Source organism: Nocardiopsis halotolerans DSM 44410 (assembly GCF_000341065.1).
GTDB classification, from domain to species: Bacteria; Actinomycetota; Actinomycetes; order Streptosporangiales; family Streptosporangiaceae; genus Nocardiopsis; species Nocardiopsis halotolerans.
This window is the reverse complement of record NZ_ANAX01000305.1, coordinates 17,090-42,465: the sequence shown is the minus strand read 5'-3', so window position 1 is coordinate 42,465 and position 25,376 is coordinate 17,090. Positions and strand designations below refer to the sequence as shown.

Annotated in this window: 25 protein-coding genes and 1 pseudogene; 10 read left to right on the top strand and 16 right to left on the bottom strand. The window is 70.9% G+C overall.

The annotated features are described in order from the left end of the window. Positions 1-80: 80 nt before the first annotated feature. Positions 81-677: a GNAT family N-acetyltransferase gene (locus D455_RS0122450; protein ID WP_017572934.1), complete on the bottom strand. Its 597-nt coding sequence runs from the start codon at positions 675-677 to the stop codon at positions 81-83. Between the two features lie 176 nt (positions 678-853). Here D455_RS0122450 and D455_RS0122445 point away from each other — a divergent pair, with 176 nt between their 5' ends. The 5 genes from D455_RS0122445 (at position 854) to D455_RS0122425 (ending at position 7,580) form a co-directional block, all read left to right on the top strand. After that, positions 854-1,969 carry a winged helix DNA-binding domain-containing protein gene (locus D455_RS0122445; RefSeq protein WP_017572933.1) on the top strand — a complete coding sequence of 372 codons (1,116 nt, stop codon included), beginning with the start codon at positions 854-856 and terminating at the stop codon, positions 1,967-1,969. A 177-nt stretch (positions 1,970-2,146) separates the two neighbouring features. Continuing rightward, entirely contained in the window at positions 2,147-4,033 is a 1,887-nt protein-coding gene (locus D455_RS0122440) for a hypothetical protein (RefSeq protein WP_017572932.1), read from the top strand. Between the two features lie 144 nt (positions 4,034-4,177). Further along, complete coding sequence (locus tag D455_RS0122435; RefSeq protein ID WP_017572931.1) at positions 4,178-5,020, top strand: DedA family protein; 843 nt, start codon at positions 4,178-4,180, stop codon at positions 5,018-5,020. 237 nt (positions 5,021-5,257) lie between these two features. Next, the gene (lpdA, locus tag D455_RS0122430; RefSeq protein ID WP_017572930.1) at positions 5,258-6,658 is read left to right on the top strand and encodes a dihydrolipoyl dehydrogenase; all 1,401 of its coding nucleotides are present in this window, start codon (positions 5,258-5,260) and stop codon (positions 6,656-6,658) included. Between the two features lie 226 nt (positions 6,659-6,884). Further along, positions 6,885-7,580, top strand: a complete 696-nt coding sequence (locus tag D455_RS0122425) for a hypothetical protein (RefSeq protein ID WP_017572929.1) — start codon at positions 6,885-6,887, stop codon at positions 7,578-7,580. A 202-nt stretch (positions 7,581-7,782) separates the two neighbouring features. On the opposite strand, the gene D455_RS0122420 is transcribed toward D455_RS0122425, so the two are convergent. After that, entirely contained in the window at positions 7,783-9,387 is a 1,605-nt protein-coding gene (locus D455_RS0122420; protein WP_017572928.1) for an OmpA family protein, read from the bottom strand. Positions 9,388-9,571: 184 nt separating this feature from the next. Here D455_RS0122420 and D455_RS32320 point away from each other — a divergent pair, with 184 nt between their 5' ends. Further along, entirely contained in the window at positions 9,572-9,796 is a 225-nt protein-coding gene (locus tag D455_RS32320; RefSeq protein WP_017572927.1) for a fasciclin domain-containing protein, read from the top strand. Between the two features lie 224 nt (positions 9,797-10,020). On the opposite strand, the gene D455_RS0122410 is transcribed toward D455_RS32320, so the two are convergent. From D455_RS0122410 to D455_RS0122395, 4 genes are all read right to left on the bottom strand, one after another. Further along, a complete protein-coding gene (locus tag D455_RS0122410; protein ID WP_017572926.1) occupies positions 10,021-11,304 on the bottom strand; it encodes an MFS transporter in 1,284 nt (427 codons plus the stop codon). 417 nt (positions 11,305-11,721) lie between these two features. Next, positions 11,722-12,480: a MerR family transcriptional regulator gene (locus D455_RS0122405; protein ID WP_017572925.1), complete on the bottom strand. Its 759-nt coding sequence runs from the start codon at positions 12,478-12,480 to the stop codon at positions 11,722-11,724. 20 nt (positions 12,481-12,500) lie between these two features. Next, positions 12,501-12,992, bottom strand: a complete 492-nt coding sequence (locus tag D455_RS0122400) for a VOC family protein (RefSeq protein WP_017572924.1) — start codon at positions 12,990-12,992, stop codon at positions 12,501-12,503. Between the two features lie 116 nt (positions 12,993-13,108). Then, the gene (locus D455_RS0122395) at positions 13,109-14,353 is read right to left on the bottom strand and encodes an MFS transporter (RefSeq protein ID WP_017572923.1); all 1,245 of its coding nucleotides are present in this window, start codon (positions 14,351-14,353) and stop codon (positions 13,109-13,111) included. A 203-nt stretch (positions 14,354-14,556) separates the two neighbouring features. Here D455_RS0122395 and D455_RS31365 point away from each other — a divergent pair, with 203 nt between their 5' ends. The 3 genes from D455_RS31365 (at position 14,557) to D455_RS0122380 (ending at position 18,334) form a co-directional block, all read left to right on the top strand. Beyond that, a complete protein-coding gene (locus tag D455_RS31365; RefSeq protein ID WP_026122883.1) occupies positions 14,557-15,042 on the top strand; it encodes an Lrp/AsnC family transcriptional regulator in 486 nt (161 codons plus the stop codon). A gap of 628 nt (positions 15,043-15,670) precedes the next feature. Further along, complete coding sequence (locus tag D455_RS0122385; protein ID WP_017572921.1) at positions 15,671-16,510, top strand: EamA family transporter; 840 nt, start codon at positions 15,671-15,673, stop codon at positions 16,508-16,510. Between the two features lie 252 nt (positions 16,511-16,762). Beyond that, on the top strand, positions 16,763-18,334 hold the full coding sequence (locus D455_RS0122380) for a long-chain-fatty-acid--CoA ligase (RefSeq protein ID WP_017572920.1): 1,572 nt from the start codon (positions 16,763-16,765) through the stop codon (positions 18,332-18,334). Positions 18,335-18,637: 303 nt separating this feature from the next. Here D455_RS0122380 and D455_RS33200 read toward each other — a convergent pair. The 9 genes and pseudogenes from D455_RS33200 to D455_RS0122340 all read right to left on the bottom strand — a co-directional run. Continuing rightward, positions 18,638-19,055 (bottom strand): annotated as a pseudogene (locus D455_RS33200) (pyridoxamine 5'-phosphate oxidase family protein); the annotation flags it as partial. A gap of 152 nt (positions 19,056-19,207) precedes the next feature. Next, positions 19,208-20,002, bottom strand: coding sequence for a VOC family protein (locus D455_RS0122370; protein ID WP_017572918.1), 795 nt, complete (start codon positions 20,000-20,002; stop codon positions 19,208-19,210). A gap of 169 nt (positions 20,003-20,171) precedes the next feature. After that, positions 20,172-20,657, bottom strand: coding sequence for a hypothetical protein (locus D455_RS0122365; protein WP_017572917.1), 486 nt, complete (start codon positions 20,655-20,657; stop codon positions 20,172-20,174). After that, positions 20,654-20,983 carry a plasmid mobilization protein gene (locus tag D455_RS0122360; protein WP_026122882.1) on the bottom strand — a complete coding sequence of 110 codons (330 nt, stop codon included), beginning with the start codon at positions 20,981-20,983 and terminating at the stop codon, positions 20,654-20,656. Before D455_RS0122360 ends, D455_RS0122365 begins: the two co-directional genes overlap by 4 nt. Before the next feature lie 99 nt (positions 20,984-21,082). Then, the gene (locus tag D455_RS33195) at positions 21,083-21,361 is read right to left on the bottom strand and encodes a type II toxin-antitoxin system RelE family toxin (RefSeq protein WP_241480326.1); all 279 of its coding nucleotides are present in this window, start codon (positions 21,359-21,361) and stop codon (positions 21,083-21,085) included. A 29-nt stretch (positions 21,362-21,390) separates the two neighbouring features. Beyond that, positions 21,391-21,669, bottom strand: coding sequence for a type II toxin-antitoxin system prevent-host-death family antitoxin (locus tag D455_RS0122355; protein ID WP_017572915.1), 279 nt, complete (start codon positions 21,667-21,669; stop codon positions 21,391-21,393). A 49-nt stretch (positions 21,670-21,718) separates the two neighbouring features. Then, positions 21,719-21,970, bottom strand: a complete 252-nt coding sequence (locus D455_RS0122350; protein ID WP_017572914.1) for a Smr/MutS family protein — start codon at positions 21,968-21,970, stop codon at positions 21,719-21,721. A gap of 111 nt (positions 21,971-22,081) precedes the next feature. Next, positions 22,082-22,537: a GNAT family N-acetyltransferase gene (locus D455_RS0122345; RefSeq protein ID WP_017572913.1), complete on the bottom strand. Its 456-nt coding sequence runs from the start codon at positions 22,535-22,537 to the stop codon at positions 22,082-22,084. A gap of 326 nt (positions 22,538-22,863) precedes the next feature. Next, positions 22,864-23,670: a TIGR02452 family protein gene (locus D455_RS0122340; RefSeq protein WP_026122881.1), complete on the bottom strand. Its 807-nt coding sequence runs from the start codon at positions 23,668-23,670 to the stop codon at positions 22,864-22,866. Positions 23,671-23,806: 136 nt separating this feature from the next. On the opposite strand from D455_RS0122340, the gene D455_RS0122335 reads away from it, so the two are divergent. After that, positions 23,807-24,355, top strand: a complete 549-nt coding sequence (locus D455_RS0122335) for an RNA 2'-phosphotransferase (protein WP_017572911.1) — start codon at positions 23,807-23,809, stop codon at positions 24,353-24,355. A gap of 167 nt (positions 24,356-24,522) precedes the next feature. Here D455_RS0122335 and D455_RS0122330 read toward each other — a convergent pair whose 3' ends face one another. Further along, positions 24,523-25,353: a class I SAM-dependent methyltransferase gene (locus D455_RS0122330; protein WP_017572910.1), complete on the bottom strand. Its 831-nt coding sequence runs from the start codon at positions 25,351-25,353 to the stop codon at positions 24,523-24,525. Positions 25,354-25,376: the final 23 nt, after the last annotated feature.

The window sequence follows — 25,376 nt, the reverse complement described above, 5'->3', positions numbered from 1 at the left end:
GGGGGCGGGGGGCGCCCGCCGCGGATGTCCCCGGCACCGGCGACGGTCACGTCATCGGTGTCGGCGGACGGCGTTCCGGGTCACCGGAAGCGCGGGCCCTCCTCCAGGCGCTCGCGCACGTCCGGCCACTCGTTGCGCAGCACCGAGTAGTACACGGCGTCCCGGCGGTGACCGTCGGGCATGGGGTTGTAGCTGCGCAGCACACCCTCCTCCGTGGCACCGATGGCGCGCAGGCCGCGACGGGCCCGCTCGTTGAGTACGTCGGTCTTGAACTCGACCCGTTCGGTGCCCATCTCCTCGAAGGCGTGCCGCATCAGCAGGTACTTCGACCAGTGGTTGATCCCGCGACCGCGGAAGTCGCGCCCCAGCCAGGAACTGCCGATCTCCAGGCGCTGGTCGCCCTCGGACATGTTCCCGTAGCTCGTGCTGCCCGCGATGCGCCCGCTCGCCTTGTCGGTGATGGTGAACGTCGTGCGTTTCCCCTCGTCACTGGCGGCCAGATAGGAGTAGAAGAACCGTACGAAACTCGCCTCGTCGTCCACACGGACCACGAAGTGCGTCCAGATGTCCGGGTCTATGGCCTGTGCACGCCACCCCTCGCGGTCCGTCTCCACCAGCGGAGTGAGCAGCACGTGCTCGTTCTCCAACTGGACACGCGACTGCTCGGACCACGACATGGGCAACTCCTCCGGTATACGTCGTTACGTCCGTTGCGGATTGTAGTGTCGTCCCATGAGCCATCGGTCACGTGGGGCACCCCACACGGACCGCTCTCCTCTCCGCTTCCTCCCGTTCCGTCCTATCCGCCCGGTACGGTTCCCCCACCGACAGGCAATCCTGGAGGAGCCGAGCGATGGCCGCCACCGACACCGTTCTCTCCCGGCGCGCACTGAACCGCGCCACCCTCGCCCGCCAGTTCCTCCTCCGGCGCGTGGACCGCCCGGTCACCGAGGTCGTCACCCACCTGGTCGGCCTCCAGGCGCAGACCACGCACACCTGGTACGTCGGCCTCCAGAACCGGATCGAGGGCCTCTCCCCCGAGAGTGTCGGGCGTCAGCTCACCGACGGCGAGCTCATCCGCACCTCCCTGATGCGCTCCACCCTCCATCTGGTCACCCCGGAGGACCAGCGCTGGTTGCGCCCCACGGTCCAGGCCGCCATGACCAGGGACCTGGCGGGCAGCAGCCACGGGAGGGCCACCGCGGGCGTCGACCCGGAGGCCGTCGTGGAGGCCGGTCGCGCCCTCCTGGAGAAGGGTCCGCTCACCCCCACCGAGCTGGGCGCGCACCTGGCCGAGCGGTGGCCCGACGTACCCGGCAACCACCTCGCGTACCTGGTCCGCTGTCTGCTCCCCGTCGTCCAGGTGCCCCCGCGCGGGGTCTGGGGCGCCTCCGGTCCGCCCGCGCTCGCGCCCGCCGACACCTGGACCGGGCTGCCCGCGGCCGCCGGTCCGGACCCGGACGCACTCGTGCTCCGCTACCTGGCCGCGTTCGGCCCGGCCACCGTGAAGGACGTGCAGGCGTGGTCGGGGCTGACCCGGCTGCGCGAGGTCGTGGACCGCCTGCGCGGAAGGCTCGTGGTCCTGCGCGGCGAGGACGGCGCCGAACTGTTCGACCTCCCCGGCGCCCCGCGCCCTGGTCCGGACGTCCCCGCGCCCGTGCGCTTCCTCTACGACTTCGACAACCTGCTACGCGGCCACGCCGACCGCGGCCGGGTGGTCTCGGCCGAGGATCTGGGACGGATCTCCGCCCGCAACGGGATGCCGCCCGCCACGGTGCTGGTCGACGGCGAGGTGCGCGGTGCCTGGAAGGTGGTCCGCGACAGGCGGACGGCGGCCCTGGAGGTCATCGCGTTCCGGCCGATCGAGGGCGACGACCGCGAGGAGGTGGAGACGGAGGGCCTGCGGCTGCTGGACTTCCTGGCCTCCGACCGCGGCGGGCACGAGGTCCGGTTCACCACAGTCGGCTGACCCCCGCACCCGCTCGCTCCGGTTCCGGCCCCACCGGCCACGCGGCCCGCCCCGGCGCGCCTCCCTCCGCCCGGACGCGCGGGAGCACGTCCGTTCCGTGGCGCCCTCTGTGGCGTCCAGCATGGGCGCATGTGACCAGATAACGGACACCACGTGTGGATATGGAAGGATTCTCGGGTGACCGATGAGTTCCGCGCCGCGTTCCAACGTGTGCTCGACACCGCAGCCAGTCAGGCCCCCGGGTTCCCGGCGGCCGTGCACGACGTGTTCCGGCTGTCCTCCCAGGTGCCCGTGGAAGAGCTCGCCATCGCCATGGAGGCTCTGGCGCCGGTCCTGAGCGACAGCGAACCGGCCGCGGGCATCGCGGCCGACCTCTCCGTGCTGGCCGGAGCCCTGGTGGAGGCAGGAGCCCCCGCGGGACAGGTGGGGCTGGAGGTACTGCGCCAGCTCGGAAGTTACGGTCAGGCCGCGGTGGCGTTCATGCACGCGTGGGACAAGACCGGCGGCGGTTCGCTGCCCACGCCCAACGACGTGTCGGAGACGGACGAGCACCGGGTCGAGGAGGTCCTCGGGGACAACGCGCCGCTGGCCACCGTGGGCTGGTGGACGTCACTGCGCTACGGGCTCGCGGCCAAGGCCATGCTGGGCGACTCCGAGGTGCGGGCGGCCGTGCGCGCCGACGCCAGCGCCCTGGAGGGGCTCACCCAGATCGTGCACGCGCTGTCCACACAGCTCAGCGAGTTCGTCGAGGTGAACGAGCTGCTGCGGATGGCGGAGGCGGACACCCTCCTGGTGCTGGACCGGGCCTCGTGGCGGGGTTTCCGGGTGCGCTTCGACGGGATCGGCGACAACTTCCAGCTGCACACGCTGCTCGCGGACGCGCTGATCGGCAAGGAGGGGAGGCTGCTGGCGGGCACCCGGCCCGATCCCCGGTGGACCGCGGCGTGCCTGGACGCTCCCGTGGACCCGTTGGCCGACGTCGTGCGCGGCGAGTGGGACCTGGTCGGCGGCGACGGCACGTGGGTGGGCAACGAGGCGTGCCCGGGGGACGTCCCGGTGGTCGGCGGGGAGCGTGTGCTGGTGCTGGAGCCGCAGTCGCTCACCCATTCCTGGCGCGCGGGGCGCAGGCACCCGCACATCCGGGGATCGCTGAGGGTCCTGGAGGAGCTGGGCCACGACGAGGCGGCGGCGTGGTGGGCGCGGATGCACCCGGCCGGTTCGGTGCGCCATCCGCTGGCGCCGCCGATCGAGCACGAGACCGGGTCCCACCGGACACCGGCGCCCCGCCACTTCGGTGTGGCCGCGCACTTCGCCGAGGTGGACTCGGGACCGATGTCGGCCGCGTTCCGGTCCATGGAACCGGACCCCGAGGAGGGGCGGTCGGCCTCCACGCCGTCCGAGCCGCAGGCCCCGTCGCCCTCGCCCGACCCGTGGGGGGAGCCGTTCCGCGACGCGCCCTCCGAGGAGGAACCCGAACCGCGTCCGTGGGCCGCCGAACCACCGCCCTCCGAGCCGCTCCCGGAGCCCGTGGACACCGCCGGACCGGTGGGCGCGGACGAATTCGCGGATCCGCTGGGAGGCTGGCGGTCCCCGGGAGAGGCGGATCCGCTGGACGGGGACTGGCGGTCCCCGAGGGCGGCCGAGCAGGCCGGGGAACGGGGCGCCCCGCACGCGTCCGCACAGCCGTGGGACGACTGGCACACCCCGGAACCGGCCCCGGACCCGTTGGGTGAGGGCTGGCGGTCCCCGGAGCCGACGGACTTCCTGGACGACCGGCGGTCCCCCAGCCCCCTGGACGATGACTGGCGTCCCCCGGAAGCGGCGGAACGGGCCGGGGGCCGCGGCACCGCGCACACGGGCGGGGCCGCGGAGCCGTGGGAGGACCGGCGCTCCCCGACTCCGGTGGACCGGGCCGGAAGCGGGGAACCGGTGGAGGCCGCGAAGCCCGCCGACGACCAGCGCCCCGGCGCGCGCCTGCTCCCGCCCATGCCGCCGGGTGTCTCGGACAGTTGGGCGTGGGCTCCGGGCTGGAAGTGGCCCACGCCGCCCGACTCCCCGCACTGACCCGGGTGCCCGGGCACCGGGGCCCGGCGGACGCGACCCCACCGTCGTATGACATGTGTCATGCCGTGGGACCGTCGGCTCTCACACCGACATGGTGACTCCCGCGTCTACGAACGCACCGTTCGATCAGCGAGGCTTGGTGGTATGGCGACGACAGCGAACGGCGACCCCCCGGACACCGGTTCCGAGGCCGCGCGAACCGAACGGGACCCTTCGGACGGGAACGACGCTCCCCTGTCGGAGGAGGAGCGGAGGAGGAAACAGAAGGAGGAGGAGGCCAGGGAGGCCCTGGAGGCCATCAAGCTCTGGAAGGGCAAGGCGGCCCGGCAGGACAAGGCCCTGCTGACCTTCTTCGTCGTCATTCCCCTCTTCCTCCTCGCGATGACGCCGTTGAAGCCCCTCCTCATCGCCGAGCACCCGGTCCTGCTGGAGTTCGTCACCGGCAGCAACGCGGGTATCGGCGCCGCCGCGGCGTTCGCGCGGATCGGGGAGATCCCGCTGTGGCTCGTCGTGGTGGCGGGTGTCGTCGGCAAGATCAAGTTCGACTGGCTGTTCTGGTGGATGGGACGGCGATGGGGTCGTAACTTCATCAACCTCGTCGCGCCGGGGGACAAGGCGCAGCGCTTCGCGGACAGGGCCCAGAACATGAACCCGTGGATCATGCGGGGCGCCATCGTCCTGAGTTACGTGCCGGGCGTTCCCACCATGCTCGTCCTCGTCAGCGCGGGCTGGACCGGGATGCGGCTGGTGCCCCTCCTCCTGTGGGACGCCCTCGGCGCCCTGCTCCTCACCGGGGTCGTGGCCTCCGTCGGCTACGCGGCGGGGCAGGCCGGGGTCGACATCGTCCTCATGGTCGACAGGTACGCCCTCTGGTTCACCCTCGGCATCGTCTTCGTCATGGCCTTCGCTCCCGTGATCAAGCAGAACCGCGCGGAGAGGAAGCGCGCGAAGGAGAAGGAGAAGGAGGAGGAGGAGGCACGGGGCTGACGCCGGAGGCCGGACCCCGCCCCGCCCCCGCGCGGTTCCCGACCGACCGCCGATCCGTCCGTCTCCGCACACACGAGGCCCGCCGTGACCAGGCATGATCACGGAACATGCCACCATGGACGCGGCTGGTCACCCACGTGCGACGGGCACCCGGCTAGGCTGGCGTTCGGCAATCCGACAACCCGGGCAAGCCGACTGCGCTGGGTGCGTCACAAACACGCTCAAGGAGATCCCGTCATGGGACAACGACACTTCGATCTGGTGGTTCTCGGCGCGGGACCCGGTGGCTACGTCACCGCCATCCGGGCTGCCCAGCTCGGCCTCAACACGGCCGTCATCGAGGAGAAGTACTGGGGCGGAGTCTGCCTCAACGTGGGCTGCATCCCCTCCAAGGCACTGCTGCGCAACGCCGAACTCGCCCACCTGTTCCACAACGACGCCGACTTCTTCGGTATCAGGGTCGACGGCAAGGTCGAGTTCGACTTCGGTAAGGCGCACAGCCGCAGCCGCGAGGTGGCGGAGGGCCGCGTCAAGGGCGTCCACTACCTGATGAAGAAGAACAAGATCACCGAGATCGAGGGCCGGGGCACCTTCACCGACGACCACACCATCGAGGTCAGCGGTGAGGACGGCGCCGAGACCGTCACCTTCGACCACGCGGTGATCGCGGCGGGCTCCTCCACCAAGCTGCTGCCCGGCACCGAGCTGTCCGAGCGGGTCGTCACCTACGAGGAGCAGATCCTCACCGACACCCTGCCCGAGAGCATCGTCATCGCCGGCGCGGGCGCCATCGGCGTCGAGTTCGCCTACGTCCTGGCCAACTACGGCGTGGACGTGACGATCGTGGAGTTCCTCGACCGCATCGTGCCCACGGAGGACGAGGAGGTCTCCAAGGAGCTGGCCCGCGCCTACAAGAAGCTGGGCGTCAAGGTGATGACCTCCACCCGCGTGGAGTCGGTGGAGGACACCGGCGAGGGCGTCCGCGTCACCGTGAGCAGTGACGGCAAGGAGCAGGTCCTGGAGGCCGACAAGCTCCTCCAGGCGATCGGCTTCTCCCCCAACGTGGAGGGCTACGGCCTGGAGAAGACCGGTGTGGAGCTGACCGAGCGGGGAGCCATCGCCATCGACTCCCGGGGCCGCACCAACGTCCCGCACGTCTTCGCGATCGGTGACGTCACCGCCAAGCTCATGCTGGCCCACACCGCCGAGGCCATGGGCATCGTCGCCGCCGAGACCATCGCGGACGCCGAGACCCAGGAGATCGACTACCGGTTCATTCCGCGCGCCACCTACTGCCAGCCCCAGATCGCCAGCTTCGGCTACAGCGAGAAGGAGGCGAAGGAGGCCGGTTACGACGTCCAGGTCGCCAAGTTCCCGTTCATGGCCAACGGCAAGGCGCACGGGCTCGGGGACACCCGCGGCTTCGTCAAGATCCTCTCCGACGGCAAGTACGGGGAGTTCCTCGGCGCGCACATGATCGGTCCGGACGTCACCGAGCTGCTGCCCGAGCTCACCCTGGCCCAGCAGTGGGACCTGACCGTGCACGAGGTCGCGCGCAACATCCACGCGCACCCCACGCTCAGCGAGGCGGTCAAGGAGGCCGTGCACGGCCTGGCCGGTCACATGATCAACATGTAGCGCACCGGTTCGCGCCATCCCCGCCGCCCTACGTAAGAGGCGGCGGGGACGCCCTCCGTGCGCCGGTTCCGCACGGAGTCACCGGACGGACGCGACGGGGAAGCGCACGTCGGACGCATCGGGCGAACCACCACCGACGTGACCGTGTCGGGAACTTGCTAGGTTGCGTGTGTCCCCCGCCGGAGCCTCTCCCTCCGCCCGGCGCTCCCCGAACCGAAAGCCACCCATGCGCCTGATCCCGTCCACTCCCCTGTCGTGCCTGGGCACGCCCGCCGTCGTCGCCGTCGTCGGCGGTTTCGTCCTCGTCGGCTTCGACGTGATCGACCTCGACGAGTTCGACATGGACCTCAGCCTCTCCGCCGGGGACGGCGATGAGCCGCCGGAGGAGGAGGCCAGTGCCAGCCCGAGCCCCGAGGAGGAGGCGCAGGAGCAGGCCGCCCCGGAGTACGCGCTGCCCGAGTCGTGCGAGGCCGCCGGTGCCGCCGAGGTCGTCGGCGACCTGGCCCCCGGCACCGTCCTGACCGAGGAGATCGGCGGGGTGGAGGGCGTAGACGACGCCGAACAGGTGGTGTGCTCGTTCAGCGACGGCGGCACGGAGCCCGGCACGCCCTCGTTCACCCTCGTGTTCACCCTGAACGCGGACCCGAGCACCAACCCGGACGTGGTGCGGGTGCCGGGCGAGCAGGAGCAGATGAACTGGGAGGTGGACATCGACGTGGACGTGGACACCTACCACACCGACGAGGCCGACTCCCTGGGCGGTGACCTGGAGTACGTGGGCACCGTGGACGGTTCCAGCCGCCACCTGTACCTGTCACTGCCCGGCGACATGTACGTCACGGCGATCGCCTACGGCGACGAGGTGCCGCGTGAGGACCTGGAGCGGGTGGTCATGCTGGCCGCCGAGCAGGTCCGGGGCTGACAGCGCGAACACCGGAGGGGGCCACCGTGCGGTGACCCCCTCCCGTGTCCTCCGGACGGCCCCGGTCGGGTCTCCCCGTCCCGGCGCCCCGCACGTGGTCCCGTACCCGTGGCGGGGCCCCACGGTCGAGGCGGGCCGATAGGTACGGGATCAGCGCAGGTCAGGTCCCTCGTGTCACAGCCGCGACACCTCCGGCCGGTTGCTAGTACTCCACGGGGATCTCCTCGAACTCACCGAACGGGCCCGCTCGCAGGGTCAGCTCCTCCACGTCCACCGGCGGCGCGGGGAACACCGCGACCAGGCTGTAGGTGTTGCCGGGCTGGAGCATGTGGACCTCCTCGGCGAAGCTGCTGTAGCGTCCGTCGCCGAAGTCCATCCGGGCCACGTACCGCACCAGGCCGCTCTCCGGCTCCAGCAGCTGGAAGCCGCCGAGCGTGCCCTTGTTGAACTGCTCGGGGCCGCCCGCCTGGAGGGCCTCACGGCCGCCCATCTCGGGCATGGTCGGCTCGTCGGTGGTGTTGGTCAGCGCCACGGTGCCGATGAGGTAGGCACCGTCGCGGCGCAGCGGGTGGACCTCCAGGCGCACCCCGTCCAGCTCGCCCTCGGCCACCACCGAGCCCGGGTCGTCCTCGTAGGGCGCGGGCCAGGTGACGTTGCGCTGGGCCGCGCCCAGGCCGTCGTCGTCGTACTCCTCTTCCTCCGTCGCCGCCACCGTGTCGTCGAAGACGTAGGAGAACTCCACGCGCCGGTTGCGGGCCCGCGCCTGCTCGTCGTCGGGGCCGCCCTCGCGGGCGATGGGCTCGTCCTCGCCGCGCCCCTCCACCTCCAGCTCGTAACCGCCGCCCAGCTCCTCGGCGAGCAGGTCGCGCACGTTCTCGGCGCGTTCCACCGACAGGTTGTCGTTGTAGGCCTCGTCGCCGATGCCGTCGGTGTGGCCGATGACGGTGATGACGGGCTCTTCGGGGTCGACGTTCTCGGCCAGGGTGGTGGCGGCGCGGCGCACCACGTCCTCGGCCTCGGGGGTCAGGTCCGCGCGGTCGAACTCGAACATGACGTCGGAGTGCAGGGAGATGATCTCCCGGTCACCGTCGCGGGTGGTGGAGGCGAGCTCGGAGTCGACGAAGCTCTGCACCCAGCCCTGGTCGGCCACGGCCTCCTCGTCGGGGCGGCGGTTGGCGAAGGTGAGGTTCTCACCGGACGGCGGCGGGTTGTCGGGGGTGAGGTGCTCGCTCCCGTTGGGGTCCTCCGGGTCCGTCCGCTCCTCCTCCACGTCCTGGACGGGGATGCCGGTCATGGCGCCGAGGCCGCTGCCGGTGAAGGTGACCTGCCCGACCTCGTCGGGCAGGCGCGGGTAGTAGCGCACGTACTCGTTGGTGACCCCGTCGAACACCGGGTACAGGCCGTCCTGGTTGGGGCTCTCGGAACCGTACTTGAGGCCCTCCTCGTCCAGGAACTCCCGGTAGACGCGTCCGGTGAGCGGGTCGACCAGGGTGTGGGCCATGCTCAGGTTCCGGTTGGCGCCGGAGAACTCGTCGAGGTAGGTGACCTCGTAGTACATGACGGTGTACTCGTCGGTGCGCTCCAGGCCGGTGATGGCGAAGCGCATCTCGTTGTCCCGCCCGGTGTCCTGGAAGATCCGGCCCTCGCGGACGTAGGGGAACTCCTCCGTGACCTCGGGCGGCCCCGACGCGTCTCCGAACGTCTCTGACCACCAGTCGGATATGTCCGCGGTGACCGTGCATCCGCTGAGCAGGAGGCTGCCCGAGAGCGTCAGCGCGACCAGGGTGAGGGGCGACTTCCGCGCCATGTGGGGGAACTCCGATCATTGAGGAGACGTACGGGCAACATCTTCCTGCACTCGCGGAGCCGAACCGACCGGACTGTCCCGTGTTGGCGGGATATGACCGGCCCTCCGGTCCCCTCGGAGGGCCGTCCGGGAAAATCTTTCGGGGACGACCCATCCGCCCCCGCGTCGGCCACGAATCCCCCACGTGATCACCGAGACACGCGGGAACACCCCGCCACGCGACAGGCGACGGGTCGTCGTCGGAACGGTCGTGGGGCTGCTCACCGTGGTCGCCTCACTGGGCGCCGCCGAGCTGGTCGACACGCTCGACTCGGCCGAGGACATCACCGTCCTCGCCCCGGCCAACGCCGCGTTCGGGAGATCCCGCAGGAGGACCCGGACGCCCTGCCCGCCGACCAGGAGCAGCTGACCGGGTCGCTGATCCACCACGTGGTCGAGGGGCGCCACGCCCCGTCCGACCCGGAGGACGGCGCGTTCGCCCCACTCCAGGGCGGGGAGGTCATCACCGAGCCCGAGGGGGTCGGAGCAGCCGACCTCCGAGCCGATCATGGCGATGCCCTTCGAGGGCTGACCGGTCGGGCCACGGGGGCCGCGAGGTCGAGCGGCCCGGGTCAGCGGAGGCGGGGCCGCGGGTCAGGCCACGGCCACCTCCTCCGGGCGGGGCAGGTTACGTATGACCGGGGAGAGGCTGAGCAGGGCGGCGAGCGCCGAGACCAGCGCCATCGTCAGGAACACCCAGGTGGGTCCTGCGTGGTCGAAGATCACGCCGGTCCCGAGGATGCCCAGCGGCTGGGAGGCCAGGGCCATGAACGTCACCGCGCCCAGCACACGCCCCTGGTAGGCGTCGGGGACCGAAGCGGCGACGTAACCGTAGAACACGGCGTTCACGCACGGCGCGATGGCGAACACACAGCCCACCAGCACTCCGAGCGACATCACGTTGGGCGCGACCAGGAGTCCTAGCGCGCACACCGGGGCGGACCAGGCCGCGGTGAGGAAGGTGGCCGACGGGCGGACCCACCTGACGACCGCACCGGCGGCCAGCGCGCCGAGCAGGCCGCCGGTCCCGGCCAGGGAGACGGTCAGCCCCGTCTGGAGGTGGCTGGCGCCCTGGCTCTCGGCGGTCGCGATGAGGGCCAGGAAGGCGCCGGTCTGGGCGAAACACAGGTTGAAGCCGACGATCCACAGGATCATCGGGCGCAGGATCGGGTGCCGGATCAGCACGGTGAAACCGCTGACCATGCCGTGCGGGGTCCACTGTTCGGTGGTGTCCTCGCGGTGCGCCTGCATGGGGCGGCGGACGAGCAGCATCAGGAGCGCCGACACCAGATAGGTGAGGGCCTCGGCGGCGAAGGGGAAGACCCGCCCCAGGCCGAACAGGGATCCTGCGAGGGGCGCTCCGAGTGCGGTCGTGGTGAAGAGGCGGATCTGGTTCTGGGCCGAGGCCTCGGCCATCTGCGGGGCCGGGACCAGCTGTTTGACGGAGGCCATCGCGACGGGGTTGGAGACGCCCATCATCGCCGCCGAGCAGGCCGCGACGCCCACGATCACGGGGAGCGTGACGTTGTCGGTGGCCAGCAGGAGCGCGAAGAGCGAGAGCAGCGCGAGCCGCCCGAGGTCGCAGCACAGCAGTACCGTCCTGCGGTTGGCCCGGTCGGCGAGTGAGNCGGCCGTGACCATGGCGGTGGTGACCTGGGCGGCCCCGATGACGCCCGCCTGCGTCGCCGATCCCGCGATGAGGAGCGCGAGGAGGGGGTAGGCGATCTCGCCGCTCTCCTTGCCGAGTCCGGCGAGGAACCGACTGCTCCAGAGGATCTGGAAGTCGCGGTTGCGGACGAGGGGGACGAACCGCTCCACGCCGTCGACCGGCGGGTCCTGGCCGGGGGATCGGGATGGACGGGCCTGTTCCGCCGTCATCGCGATCGACTGCCCCGTCCGCAGGCCCGGAGGGCGAACCTGTCGAGGGGTGTGGTTCTCATGCCGTCATTATGCGCGCATTGACCGTATTAGCGAGCTTTGTTCTCTACACGGAGAGTATCGAGAAGCTCGTCCGGAAAAATCCACTCCGGCGATGGTGTAGTCCCCGTTTCCCCGGCACCCGGAACGGTGTGACGGCGGCCGCCGCACGGAGCCGACCGCGGTCGTTGACCAGGTGGGACCGGAACTCCCGCGCACCCCCGGTTCCGTCCGTGACGTGGACCTCCCCGCGGTCGGTGGGAAACCCGGGGAATCCGGAAGGCCACGGCTGCCAGGGGAAACGCGGGAAGGAGCCGGGAACGGCATCGCGGTGCACGCGCATGTGTGGCCGGGTCCGGCCACGGGGCGTGCGGACCGTCACATGGAGAGACGGACGTACTCGTCGAGGGAGTCGCGGACGAACACGGCGCCGTCCGTGCCCCCGTAGGTGGCGGCGTAGTTCGGATCCTCGACGTACAGGCGGCCCAGACCGCGCACGAGTTCGATGGAACGCTCGCGGTCCCCCTCGGCCACCGGGGTCCCCGGGATCCGGCGGAGCCACTCCACGTGCCGGGCGGCCATCGCCTGCGCGCGGTCCGAGGTCGGCGACACCCCGTCCTCCCAGGCCTCGATCCACCCCGCGACCAGGCGGTCGGTGTCCTGCTTCCAGTCCCGCTGCTCGCGCAGGCTCTTCCCGTGCCACCAGTCGTTGCTCTCCTGGAAGACGCGCTCGCCCCAGCGGGCGATGACCTCGTCCCGGTAGGGGTCGTTGAAGCCCTCCAGCATCATCTCCATGGAGCCGTCCCTGCCGGAGCGCCGGGCGTCGAGGGTGCGCCGGACGGCTCGGATCCGCTGGTCCAGGCGGTCACGCTCGGCTTCGAGGAGCCCGATGTGGTTGCGCAGGGCCGCCTCCTCATCCTGCTGCCGGTCCAGGACGTCCGCGATGGCGGGCAGGCCCAGGCCGAGGTCACGCAGCAGGAGGACGCGCTGGAGACGTGCCACCGCGGCCGCGTCGTAGTAGCGGTAGCCGTTGTCACCCACCCGGGAGGGGGGAAGGAGGCCGATGTCGTCGTAGTGGCGCAGCGTTCGGCTGCTCACACCGGCGCTGTGCGCGACCTGTTGGATGGTCCACTCCACGGAGTCCTCCTGCCCGGGCCTCAGGGGCGTTCGCCCCGCCGGTCCTCGACGACGAAGTCGCCCTCGATGTTCTCCCGGGCCCATTCCCGGGCGTGCCCCATCTCCGCCTCGCGGGGTGCCGTGAGGATCACCCGGTTCCCGTCGGGATCGTCGATGGTCAGGTCGGAGGTGAACCAGGGGGTGTCCGCGGGGCCCTCGACGTGGGCGCCCTCCGGCGCGGCGGAACGGAGCGCGTCCGCCAGCGCCCCGAGGTCCTGCCCCGCCGCGTTGAAGCTCACCGTGGTGCTGCCGGATCTCGGCTCGCCGGGTGTGATCAGGAGGTCCTGGTACCTCTCCCGACGCAGGTGGACCACGGCGGGGCTCCCGTCCGGCCCCGGAATGGCGGCCAGGGAGACGAAGCCGACGGCCTGGTAGAACGCCTCGGCCGCCGCGACGTCCGCGACCTGGAGGGTGGCGAACATCGGCATGGGGTAGATGGTCCGGTCGATGGTGGGTACGGTGTGCTCACTCATGCCGCCGACGTTAGAAGTTGACGCTACGGCAGGGTCAAGCCGGTTCGGCGACCCCCGGGCACCGCGGCGGGGACACCGGCCCCGGGACTCCCCCCGTGGAAGCCCCGGGAAGGTGTTCAGGGGCGGCGTCCGGCCGCCGCGGCCTCGATGCTCCAGGGCGTGCGCTCGATGTGGGCGACGACGAACGCGACGGCCAGGGAACCACCGGCCACCAGCACGTACGAGGCGGTCCAGCCTCCGGTCAGTTCGCTGACCAGGCCGAACAGGAGCGGGCCGCCCAGCGCGACGCCGCTGCCCGCGCCCTGCACGAACCCGGAGAGGGCCGCCGCGCCCTGCGGTGTGGTGCTGCGCGCGTTGATCATCGTCATGGTGACCACGAACAGGCTGGTGCCCAGCCCCAGGGCGATCACCCACAGGGGCGTCCACTGGGGTGTCAGGGCGATGCCCGGGTAACCGACCGCGTACCCGGTCAGGCCGAGCGCCACGATCGGGAAGGTGTTCGCGGCCCGCAGCGTGACCGTGGGCGCCACCAGGCCGAACAGCAGGCTGGTCCCGACCATCAGGGAGACCATGCTCCCGGCCATGGCCGGGGTGTGCCCGGCTTCGGTGACCAGGGTGGGCAGCCAGGTGAAGAGGACGAAGACGTTCCAGGTGACCATGCCGAAGAGCAGGGCCATCCGCCAGGCCATACCGACCCGCCAGATCGGACGGGCCAGGGCGGGACCGCCGGCCGGTGGTGCGGTGGCGGCCACCGGACGCGGGCGCCCGCGCTGAACCGCCCACAGCACGGCGGCGGCCAGGGCAACGACCGACCAGCAGCCCAGGGCGAAGCGCCAGCCCGCGGCCTCGGCGAGGGGGATGGCGACCAGCGGCGGGAACAGGGCGCCGACGTGGATGGCGACCATCTGGACGGTGCTCAGGGCGGCCAGCCGGTCGGGGAAGTACTGCTTGATCAGCGGCGGGATCACGACGTTGCCGAGTGCCGCGCCGGCGAGGGCGACGCTGGTGAGCAGCAACAGGGTGCCGGTCCCCGGGGAGAAGGCGCGCAGGAGCTGGCCGAGTCCGGTCAGCAGCATGCTGAGCACGGCGGTGGACTCGGCACCCAGGCGGCGCATGATCAGGGGCGTGACCAGGCCGAAGACGGCGAAGGCGACCAGGGGCAGGGTGCCGAGGACGCTGACGACGGCGGTGGTGAAGCCGAGCTCCCCGCCGACGGTGGTCAGCAGGGGTGACAGGGAGGTGACCACCAGGCGCAGGTTCAGGGCCGCGCAGACGACGGCGGCCAGGGCCAGGATGCGGCCCGTGATGCGCGGGCGAACCGACGGTCGGTCGGTGATGGCCGCGACGGAGGAAGGTCTCACGGTACGGACGTCCCTTGTGTTCTGCGGTGATGCTCTGCGGTGGTGCGTCATCGCACCGGAGCGGGGCCGACCGGCGGGGGCGACGGTGCCTGCCTCGGAAGGATCGCTTCCTGGCGAGCCAAATACGACCTTTGCCCTTAAAGGTTAGCCATAAACCGGACAGGCAAACAACTATCCGTACTTCTATCGGCTATAGTGCGCACATGCCTGATCTTGACGAACTTGATACGGCGATTCTGGCCGAACTCCAGTCGGACGCACGGAAAACCAACCGCGACGTGGCCGCCGCGGTCGGCGCTTCGCCCACGACGGCGCTGGATCGGACCCGTGCGCTGCGGGAAAGGGGTGTGATCCGCGGCTCACTCCTGGACGTGGACCTGGAGAAGATCGGCCGACCGGTCCAGGCGCTCATCACCGTGAGCGTGGTGAAGCCCTCACGGCACAACATCGAGGCCTTCCGCGACTGGGTGCGCTCACTGCCCGACACCCTGTCGGTGTTCGTGACCTCGGGCAGCGAGGACTTCCTCATCCACGTGGCCCTGCCGGACAACAACAGCCTGTACGCGTTCGTCATCGACAAGCTGACCGAGCGCCCCGAGGTCGCCGACGTGCGCGCGTCGATCGTCTACGAGCACCTGCGCAACCACCACATCGCCCCGACCAACGCCCGCACCCGCCGCCGGACCTGAGGGAGCGGCGCCGGGCCGAGGCGCGGCTCCGGGCCGGGGAGCGGCGCGACGACCTCGGGGCGCCGTGGGGCGGGGTCTGGACCCCGTGGACGTGGACAGGCCCGGGAAGCGGCCTTCCAGCGGGCCCGAGAAGCGAGGCGGCCCACCGGAGTACGGGGAACGGGCTTCCCGGGAAAGCGTGGTTCGGCGGGCTGGATCCCGGCGCGAAGGACCGCCAAGGAGCGGAGCCGCAGACCGGCCCGTGGGACGGAAGTGAGGCACGAAGGAACACCGGGGGTGGCGGGGAACGCGAGAGGGTGCCCCGGGGAGGCACGGCACGGAGGACAGACGCGGCGCGTACCCGTCGGAGGGGAGGCGAGGAACAGGAGGGTTGTCCACAGGCGGGACGGCGGGGCGGTGGACGGCGCCGGGGAGAGGCATGCTGTTGATGGGGGTGCTCGGCTTCCGCGCCGTGGAACACGTCCCCCGTGACAGGTATGCCCTCCGCGCCCCGGCCCCACCCCGCCATCCCCGGCCTGTGGACCACCACCTAGCCTGAGCGGATGCCTTCCTCCCCCTCCAGCACCCCCGGCCCGGGCACCGGTTCCCTCCACGGCTCCGGCTCCAGCTCCGACCACGGCCCCCTCCGATGACCCCGTCCGTGGTGGCCGCGGTCCTGGTCGCCGCGTTGCTGCACGCGGGCTGGAACGCGATCGCCCACGCCATCACCGACCGCCTGCTCGGCTTCGCCCTGATCGGCCTCGGCGGCATGCTCGCGGCCCTGCCCGTGCTCGCGTTCGTGGGACCGCCGCCCCGCGAGGCCTGGCCGGTCCTGCTGGCCTCACTGGTCACCCACCTGCTGTACCTGAGCCTGCTGATGCTCTCCTACCACACCGGCGAGTTCGGCCAGGTGTACCCGATGGCCCGGGGCACGGCCCCGTGGGTCGTCGCCCTGGGCGGGACCGCCCTTCTCGGCGAGTCGATGGCCGCGTCCGACCTCGCCGGAGTCCTGGTCGTCTCCGCCGGGCTGATGACCCTGGTCTTCGCGGGCGGACGTCCCACACGGGCACAGCTCCCCGCACTGCTGGCGGCCTTCGCGACCGGCCTGGGCATCGCCGTCTACACCGTGGTCGACGCCTACGGGGTCCGCCTGACCCAGGATCCACTGGGCTACATCACGTGGATCATGATCCTCCAGGGACCCGTGTTCTTCCTGGTGGCGGCCTTCACCCGTCGCGGCGCGCTCCCCCGTCAGCTCAAGCCGATCTGGAAGGTCGGCCTCCTGGGCGGCGCTGTCAGCGCGTTCGCCTACGGAACCGTGCTGTGGGCCCAGCTGACCGGCGCGGTCGCGGGCATCGCGGCGCTACGCGAGACCAGCATCATCTTCGCCGCGGTGCTGGGGACCCTGCTGTTCGGGGAACGGTTCGGACGGGTGCGGGTCTCGGCCGCCGTCATCGTCGTCACCGGCGTACTCCTCCTGGCGCTCTGACCCCGAACCGCCGACCGGCCGCACCCCCGTGTACCTCCCGCGTCCACGCGATATGCCCGAGTCACCGCATACCCGTATCGTGTTCCATGTGACGTGAGTCTCATCCAGAACCGAGCCCGACGCCAAGCCCGACGCCGAGCCCGACCCCCGCCCGAGAATCCGGTCTCCGGTGACCGGACCACCGACGCCCCGACCACCGCTGGCTTCCGCAGTACTCCGACCGTCGCCGACGCAGAAAGGCACCACGGCACCATGGAACTCGCCCTGACTCCCCTGGAGTTCGCCCGCCGGACCCGCAGACTGCACCCCCGGCGCGAGGCGGTGGTCGACAGGGACCTCCGGCTCACCTACGAGGAGTTCTTCGACCGGTGCGACCGCTGGTCCTCGGCTCTCCAGCACATGGGGGTCGCCAAGGGCGACCGTGTCGCCTACATCTCCCCCAACACCCACGCCCAGCTGGAGTCCTTCTACGCGGTACCGCAGCTCGGCGCGGTGCTGGTACCGGTCAACTTCCGGCTGTCGGCGGACGACTTCGTCTACATCGTCAACCACTCCGGCGCCCGCGTGCTGTGCGTGCACGCCGACCAGCTCGACGCCGTGGACGGCGTCCGCGACCGGATGCCGGACGTGGAGCGGTTCGTCGCCCTGGAGGGCGCGCGCCCGGGATGGGAGGACTACGAGACACTCGTCGCGGAGGCCACCCCGGACTTCACCCGTCCCGAGATCGCCGAGACCGACCTCCTCACCATCAACTACACCAGCGGGACCACGGCCCGGCCCAAGGGCGTGATGATCACCCACCGCAACGCGTACATGAACTCCGTGGGCACCCTGCTCCACCTGCGGATCGACGTCGGCGACCGGTACCTGTGGACCCTGCCGATGTTCCACGCCAACGGCTGGACCTACACGTGGACGGTGACCGCCGCCGCGGCCACCCACGTGTGCCTGCCCGCGATGGACCCGGGAACCGTGTACGAACTGATCCGCTCCGAGCGCGTCACCTGGCTGTGCGCGGCGCCCACCGTGCTGATCATGCTGTCCAACACCCCCGAGGACGTCCGGGGCGACGTCCCGGCCGGTGTCCACGTGGTCACGGCCGGGGCCTCACCCGCCGCCGACACGATCGAACGTCTGGAGGACGGCTTCGGCTGGACCGTCACCCACGTCTACGGGCTGACCGAGACCACGCCCTTCATCACCGTGTGCGAACCGCGCGCCGAGCACGCCGGCCTGCCCCCGCGTGAACGGGCCGCCGTCAAGGCCCGCCAGGGCGTCGAGTTGATCACCTCCGGAGAACTGCGGGTGGTGGACGCCGACGGCGCCGAGGTGCCCTGGGACGGAAACACCGTCGGGGAGATCACCGTGCGGGGCAACGTGGTGATGAAGGGGTACTACAACGACCCGGAGGCCACCGAGAAGGCCATGGGGGACGGCTGGTTCCACACCGGTGACGCGGCGGTCACCCACCCCGACGGGTACGTGGAGATCCAGGACCGGATCAAGGACGTCATCATCTCCGGCGGGGAGAACATCTCCTCCGTCGAGGTGGAGGGCGTGCTGCTGCGGCACCCGTCCGTCCTCGAGGCGGCGGTCGTGGGCGTGCCGCACGAGCGCTGGGGCGAGTCGCCGAAGGCGTCGGTGGTCCTGCGCGAGGGCGCCACGGCCACCGAGGAGGAGCTCATCGCCTTCGCCCGGGACAACCTGGCGCACTTCAAGGCGCCCACGCGGGTGGAGTTCGTGGATCAGCTGCCGAAGACGGCCACCGGCAAGATCCAGAAGTTCGTGCTGCGCGGGGGCGCGTCCGCCGTGTCCCGGCAGTAGCGGCCTGTCGACCACGCCCGACCACGCCCGACCGCGGCCCTCCGTCCCGGGAGGGGGCCGGAGGGCCGCGGTCCGGTGCGTCGGTGTCTCCGCTCCTCGGCAGAGGAGCGGAGACGCCCTGTCGCGTGTGTCCAGTGGGGACGACCGGCGAGGGCGAGGAGAGGACCGTCCGTGAGCGGGAGGAACACTTCCGGCACAGGGCCGTGGCAACGGAGACGCCCCCGGATCGTCGGGGACGACCGACGCGCACCGGCAAGACCTGGCGTAACGGTCGAAGACCGCACAGCGGCCGGGAGGGCTCCGCTACTCGCTGCTCTTGGACAGGTCCTGGACGATGGTGCGATCGGGTGTGAAGCGAACCAGGCGGCCGCCATCGGCGTAGTGCCGAAAGTCCGGGTGCCAGATCGTCTCGTCCTCACCCAGGTAGCGACGCAGCAGACGTCTGGACAGGGCCTGGCCGAAGGGCGCCACCTCAGCCTTGCCGTGCATGATCACCTGGAGAAACTCCATACGTTCCAGGTCACAGGTGTCCACCACCACGGAGGCGCGCGTCACGTGCCAGGTGTTCGGCCACGACCGAGTAGGAGCCTGTGAGCCACCACAGAGCGCTCTGCTCCCGCAGGAACCAGACCGGCCTGACCGCGGGCGCACCGGCGGAGTTGTTCGTGGCCACTCTGGCGACCGGGGGACGTCGCGGGAGGACTTCGGTGTCGAAGGGATGGGGGACTGAGCATCAGCGAAGGAACTCATCCCCTTCAGGGGAGGAGTTCGGCGACCGTGGCCGCCGAACTCACCCCCGTTGACGGCAGCCAACCGACCTCACGTGCTGCGACGACCACCGGAATCCGCCATCAGCCGGAATATCCGGGCCGGTCACCCAGGCGACGGAGCGAGCAGGAAGAACCCCGCCCGGAAGGGATCGGAGCACACGGCGACACGCCCCACCCCCGGGGTGTTCTCCGGCCCCGTGTACACCTGGCCGCCCGCCGCCCTCACCCTGTCCACGGCGGCGTCGCAGTCCTCGACCGCGAACACCGGACGCCAGTCGGCGGACCCGCTGTTGTCGGTCAGCTGGGCCGGATCGGCCGCCATGATCCCGCCGTGCGCGTGTTCCTGCCCGGCCCCGGCCGGAGTGATGACCATGTACGTCCCGGCCTCTCCCGGCAGGTCGAAGGGGGTGAGGCCCCATTTGAAGAGTTGGGTGTAGAACTCACGGGACCCGTCCCCGTCGGGTGTCCACAGCTCCACCCAGCACAGGCTGCCGGGCTGGTCGGTGACCTCGAACCCGCGGAACTTGGCTGCCTGCCAGAGGCCGAAGTGGCCACCCTGGGGATCGAAGAACTGCGCTGAGCAGCCGAGACCCCGCACGTCGAACGGCTCCACCAACAGACTTCCGCCGAGGCGCTCCACGGCGCGGACCGTGTCCTCCACGTCGGGATCGGCGAAGTGGACCTTCCACGACGGTCTCTCGCTCTCGACCAGAACGGGTTCCAGTCCGCCGACCACCGCACCGTCCAGACGCAGAACGATGTATTCGCCGTTCTCGGGGCCCAGGGGTTGGGCCTCCCATCCGAACAACTCGCGGTAGAAGGCGATCGAGACGTCGACGTCGGGCGAGGACACCTCGACCCAGCAGGGCGCCCCGGGCATGAAGTCGGTGGTGATCATCGCTGCCCCTCTCCGTTACGCGCACACCACTCCCCGAGTCTTTCCGGGGCCGGTGGATCTCAGGGGATCGGAGCGGCAAAGTCTCACACAACTCACCGTCACCGAGCGGCTCAGACGGTGTGCGCGGACGGTTTTCAGGGCCGGAAGTGGACGAACAGACGGCCGGGGCTCACACCGCGACCAGGTGCACGTCGTCGGTACCGATCGCTTCCAGGTAGGCGGCGACGTCCCCCGGATCACTGGTGAACACCACGGCACTACGGTGCTTCACGGCCGTCCAGGCGACGAGGGCGTCCACCGCGTCCGGGCGCTTCTTCGCGGGAAGGGCTGCCGTGCCCAGGATCGCACCGATACGCCGCCAGTCGGTGACGTCCGGAGCGGTCGCACACGCGACGCACTCCACCCGTCCCGCGCACGTGGGCCGCAGCGCGGCCGGGGACGATCGAGCCTGGGGAACCGTGCACTCCTTCAGGAGCGCACTCATGGCGTGCACGGTCGCCGGATCCGGGCGCCACACCTGGGCCAGGACAGGACCGGGGACCACGGGACGATGCGGAGACCGCGCGAGCCCCAGGTGCATCTGGACCGCCTTGGCCTTGCGCGCCGACAAGGCGATGAGCATTCCCGTGTCGTAGACGGGCACACGGATGCTCACGCCACCTCGTCCCGATTCCGGGCCTGGAACTCTCCGGCACCGTAGACCAGGCGCATCGCCTCATCGACCTCACGGCGCTCATCCGCGCTCAGAGAGCCGTCTCCTGCCTCCTCGACGGGCCCGTAGTCCTCAGCCCGTCCTTCGGCATCGGCGATCAGCGCGTCGACGCCCGCGAACTCCGCCTCGGCCGCTTCGGTCTCGGCCATCTGACGAATAGCGGCGTTGACAAGGTAGGACGACACGTCCATCCCCGCGCGCTCCGCATGCGACCTGACACGCTCGGCCTCATCCGGGTCAAGGCTGATGCTGATGCGAACCTTTGCCATACCCATTAGCGTAATACGCGTATTACGCCACGTCCACCAGAAACCGCTCCACCCGCCGGGAGTCAGTGCCTGAAGTGGACGAACAGGCGGCCGAAGTTCTTACCACGATGCACTTGCGGAAGGCCGGTCCTGGAGCTTGCGGTAGACCTCACGACGATGGGCGACACGCAGAGCCACAACGACGAGTCGGCCGTCATCGATCGAGTAGACCACCCGGTGGTCGCCCACCCGGACACGCCACAGGCCCGGGCAACCGGTGAGTTGGCGGCATCCATCGGGACGCGGATCCTCCGCCAACGCCATCACGGCCGAGTACACGCGGCGAGCGACGGGTTTGTCCAGTTTGCCGAGTTCTTTGCGAGCCCGGCTGTCGAACACGACCTCGAAGACGCGCGATCCTCCATTCGTCACAGGCCGAGTTCCCTGGCCACATCCTCAGCGGACACGACTTCAGCGTCACCGGACCGGATCTCCTCCAGTCTCTGGTGGGCGATTCGCCCGTCCTCGAGATCGATCATCTCCTCGTAGGCCTCGACCAGCTCGATCGGAACGATGGCCGCGACCCGCTCATGCTTACGCCCGCGCGTCACATAGGTGACCTCGTCTCCATAAGCGGCTCTGTTCACACGCTCGGAGAAGTGGTCACGGGCTTGGGCTACGGACAGCTCGACACGATCGACACTCATGCCACCATTGTGCGCCAAGTTGGCCAAGTTGGCGACCCTGGAGTGTGTATCAGTGGCGAAAATGTACGAACAGGCGGCCGAAGTTGACCGAGTCCTTCTCGACCCGGTGGTAACGGGCCTTGACGTCCTTGCGGTCGAGGAAGCGCAGGACCCTCTTCTTGAGCTGTCCGGAACCCTTGCCGGGGATGATCTCGACGGTCTTGGCCTTCGTGCGTTCGGCCTCGTCCATGATGTCGTTGAGGGCTCGGTCGATGTCGCGGCCCTTGTTGAAGATGTCGTGCAGGTCGAGTTTGAGCCGCACCGTGCCTCCTCCACGTCCGTTGCCCCGGATCATACGCGGCGCGGAACCGGACACCGGGGAACACGGCGCGACCGTCCCACGACCGCCTCCGCCGAAACCGGCCGCCTCCGCTCACCCGTCGACACGCATCGTGAAGACCATCCGGTCCACCCCGGGGCCCTCGTAGTCGGCGTGGGGCCCGGTGACGGTGAAGCCGTGGGCGCGGTGGAAGGCGATCGACCGCTCGTTGACCGGCGACGTGACCGCCCGGACCACCGTGCGCCCCTCGGCCCTCGCCCCGTCGGTGAAGCGGCGGTAGAGAGCGCTCGCGAGACCGGTTCTGCGGTGTTCCGGAGCCACCCCCGCGAAGTGCACGTACGCCTCCTCGGGGACGGACGGCGAGGGGAAGCCGATGAGGAAGCCCGCCAGCTCCCCTTCCGACTCCGCGACGAGGCTGGTGGTGTGGAAGTGGTCGAGGAAGAGCCGGGGCAGGATGTGCGCCACGGGACGTTCCCACCAGTCGTCGCAGACGGCCACGATACGGGGGTGGTCGGAGGGGAGGGCGGTTCGGACACGGACGTCGGCCACGCTGGAACTCCTCGTCGTCGGAGGCTGGGTACCCGCCCCGACATACCCGGCTGGACCCCTCCGAAGCGCCACCTCCGCCGTAGGAGGGCAGCCCGGTGACGGCGGTGCCGCAGCACCCCCTTTCCACTCCATCAACCCCGGTCCGCGCCTCCGCCGAAAGGGGCTGTGGACAACCCCCGCTCCCACGTCGCCTCCGCGTCCAGCTCCAGTCCGCCTCGGCGTCCGGCACCGTCTCCGCCTCCCGCGCCGCCTCAGCGCTCCGCACCACCTCGCCCTCCCGTGGTGCCTCCGTGCCCGGAGCTCCTCGACGCACCGCGCCACCCCGGCTACAACGCCTCCTCGAAGGCCCGGCGCACCGCCTCGTCGCGGTCCAGGACCGCGAACACCACCCGCTCGAACACCCCCGCGAACGTGCCGCCCCCGCGCAGGTGGGTGGCGAAGGCCCTCGCCACCTCGGTCGGCCGGTTACCGAACACGCCGCACCCCCAGGCACCGAGCACCAACCGGGTGGCCCCCTGGTCGGCGGCGACCGCGAGCACCCCGCGCGCCCGCGCGGTCAGCACCCGCGGGATGGCGTCGGCTCCCTCCCGCCCGTCGCGCTCCACCATCCGCCGGTTCGGCGCGGCACAGGTGAGGAAGGAGACCGTCAGCGGTTCCGGTAGCCAGCCTCCCCGGTCGTCCCGGTAGACCGGCACGCCCGGTGACCAGATCACCCGGTCGCTGTACAGCAGGCTCCGCTCCCTCCGGTGGTACTCGTAGAACTCCGGACACAGCGTCAGCGACGCGTACAGCGCACTCGACCGCGCCAGGCTCTCCTCCTGGGCACGCGCGCCGTTGGCCACGCCGCCCCCGGGGTTACGGGCGGACGCGAAGTTGAGCACCGCCACGTGGCCGGAGCCCGACAGCCGAGCGGCGGACGCGAGCGTGCTCTCCCCGGTCACCTCGAACCGGGTCCCGCACCCGCCTTCCGGAGCGATCAACCCCTCCAGTTCGGCTGGCGTGTACAGACGCGTCCCCGCGCGCATCGCCGCCAACGCTCCCGAGAGGTCCACCTTCCGGTCACCGATCCGGTAGCTCTCCTCCTCGAACGCGACACGGGTCTCCTGCCACACGCCACGCAACCTCTGGGACACGCGCCCCTCCCTTCACCGGCCACGCAACCTACTCCGCCGCGTCCGACGCGCCAAGGTGTTTTCCCCACCCGGCCCGGGGCCGCGTCCGATCGAAAACCCCTGGCCCGTCCGTGTTCCGGCACGGGATCATCGAGCCATGGACCAGAGGGAACTCGTGCGCGCCTCCAGGTTCCTGTCGCGCGCACTCCGCCACGACCCCGATCAGGCGGGGATACGCCTCGACCCGCAGGGATGGGCCGAGGTGGACGAACTCCTCGCGGGTTGCCGACGGCGCGGGATGCACCTCAGCCGCGCGGCCCTCCAGGAGATCGTCGACACCAACGACAAGAGACGCTTCGCCCTCAGCCCGGACGGCACCCGCATCCGCGCACGGCAGGGCCACTCCGTCAGGGTCGACCTGGGCCTGGAGCCGTGTACGCCCCCGACCCTGCTCTACCACGGCACCGTGGGCCGCTTCCTGCCCGCCATCACCACCGGTGGCCTGCGTCCGATGAAGCGGCACGACGTGCACCTGTCCCCCGACGAGGAGACCGCCCGCGGTGTGGGCGCCCGGCGCGGCACGCCGGTGGTCCTCACCGTCGCCGCCGGACGCATGCACGACGACGGGCACGTCTTCCGGGTGACCGACAACGGCGTGTGGCTGGTGGCCGCGGTCCCCCCGGAGTACCTGGGCGAACCCGTCTGATGGGCTGACCGGACACGTCGCCGGTGTGATGGAGTGCCCCGGCCCCGGATGATCCCGTGCTCATGACGAGGACGGAGCGCCGAACCTCGCCGCGAGCACGGGAAGCGGCACGACGGACAGGCGGTCCGGTGAGCCTTCACGGTCACCGCACCGGAAGCGCCGAGCGCTCAGGGGCGGTCCGCGGAGAAGATCGCGGTGCCGGGGATCATCCGGCCGCGCACCGGCCCCCAGCCTCCCCACACCCGGTCCAACCCCTCGGGCCACTCGGGCTCGACCAGGTCCCGCAGCACCAGGCCGGCACGGGCGATCCCCCGCACCCAGTCGCCCACCGTGTGGTGGTGCTCCACGTAGACCGCGTTGCCGTCGTCGTCCTCCTCCACGTACGCGCGGCGGTCGAAGTAGGACTCGTGCACGGTGAGCCCGTGCTCGCTGGGATCGTCGGGGAAACCCCAGCGGAGCGGATGCGTCACCGAGAAGACCAACCGTCCTCCGGGCCGCAGCACCCGCGCGGCCTCGGCCAGGGCGTCGTCCGCGGAGGGGACGAACGGGAACGCCCCGAACGACGAGAACACCACGTCGAAGGCGGCGTCGGCGAACGGCAGCCGCTGGGCGTCGGCCTGCACGGTCGTCAGCGCGTGACCGGTCTCCGTGTCGATCCTGCGCGAGTGCTGGAGCTGGCGCAGCGACAGATCGAACCCGACCACCTCGCGCGCCCCGCGGGCGCGCAGCCACCGCCCGCACTGGCCCGCGCCGCAGCCGACCTCCAGCACCCGGGCCCGGACCAGCTCGTCGGGGTCCCCGAGCAGGCGCGCCTCAGCCTCGGTCAGCCCCTCGGGACACCACACGAACTCGGCGTCACCGAGGAAGGCGCCGTGCTCGGCCTGGTAGGCGTCGGCGGCGCCGTCCCACCACAGTCGCCCGGCACGCGCACTCTCCCGGGCGTCCACCGCACGGCGTTCGACGTGTCCGGGATCCGGATAACCGTTCTCGTCGTCCATGACCCACCTTCCAGAAGCCCCAC

Bases quoted from the DNA above. Each gene is read 5' to 3' on its own strand.
- D455_RS0122385 (WP_017572921.1), top strand. From the start codon at position 15,671: ATGACCCCGTCCGTGGTGGCCGCGGTCCTGGTCGCCGCGTTGCTGCAC.
- D455_RS0122450 (WP_017572934.1), bottom strand. From the start codon at position 677: ATGTCGTGGTCCGAGCAGTCGCGTGTCCAGTTGGAGAACGAGCACGTG.
- D455_RS0122355 (WP_017572915.1), bottom strand. From the start codon at position 21,669: ATGAGTGTCGATCGTGTCGAGCTGTCCGTAGCCCAAGCCCGTGACCAC.
- D455_RS0122420 (WP_017572928.1), bottom strand. From the start codon at position 9,387: ATGGCGCGGAAGTCGCCCCTCACCCTGGTCGCGCTGACGCTCTCGGGC.
- D455_RS0122425 (WP_017572929.1), top strand. From the start codon at position 6,885: ATGCGCCTGATCCCGTCCACTCCCCTGTCGTGCCTGGGCACGCCCGCC.
- D455_RS31365 (WP_026122883.1), top strand. From the start codon at position 14,557: ATGCCTGATCTTGACGAACTTGATACGGCGATTCTGGCCGAACTCCAG.
- D455_RS0122380 (WP_017572920.1), top strand. From the start codon at position 16,763: ATGGAACTCGCCCTGACTCCCCTGGAGTTCGCCCGCCGGACCCGCAGA.
- D455_RS0122330 (WP_017572910.1), bottom strand. From the start codon at position 25,353: ATGGACGACGAGAACGGTTATCCGGATCCCGGACACGTCGAACGCCGT.
- D455_RS0122335 (WP_017572911.1), top strand. From the start codon at position 23,807: ATGGACCAGAGGGAACTCGTGCGCGCCTCCAGGTTCCTGTCGCGCGCA.
- D455_RS0122370 (WP_017572918.1), bottom strand. From the start codon at position 20,002: ATGATCACCACCGACTTCATGCCCGGGGCGCCCTGCTGGGTCGAGGTG.
- D455_RS0122400 (WP_017572924.1), bottom strand. From the start codon at position 12,992: ATGAGTGAGCACACCGTACCCACCATCGACCGGACCATCTACCCCATG.
- D455_RS0122445 (WP_017572933.1), top strand. From the start codon at position 854: ATGGCCGCCACCGACACCGTTCTCTCCCGGCGCGCACTGAACCGCGCC.
- lpdA (WP_017572930.1), top strand. From the start codon at position 5,258: ATGGGACAACGACACTTCGATCTGGTGGTTCTCGGCGCGGGACCCGGT.
- D455_RS0122360 (WP_026122882.1), bottom strand. From the start codon at position 20,983: ATGGCAAAGGTTCGCATCAGCATCAGCCTTGACCCGGATGAGGCCGAG.
- D455_RS0122435 (WP_017572931.1), top strand. From the start codon at position 4,178: ATGGCGACGACAGCGAACGGCGACCCCCCGGACACCGGTTCCGAGGCC.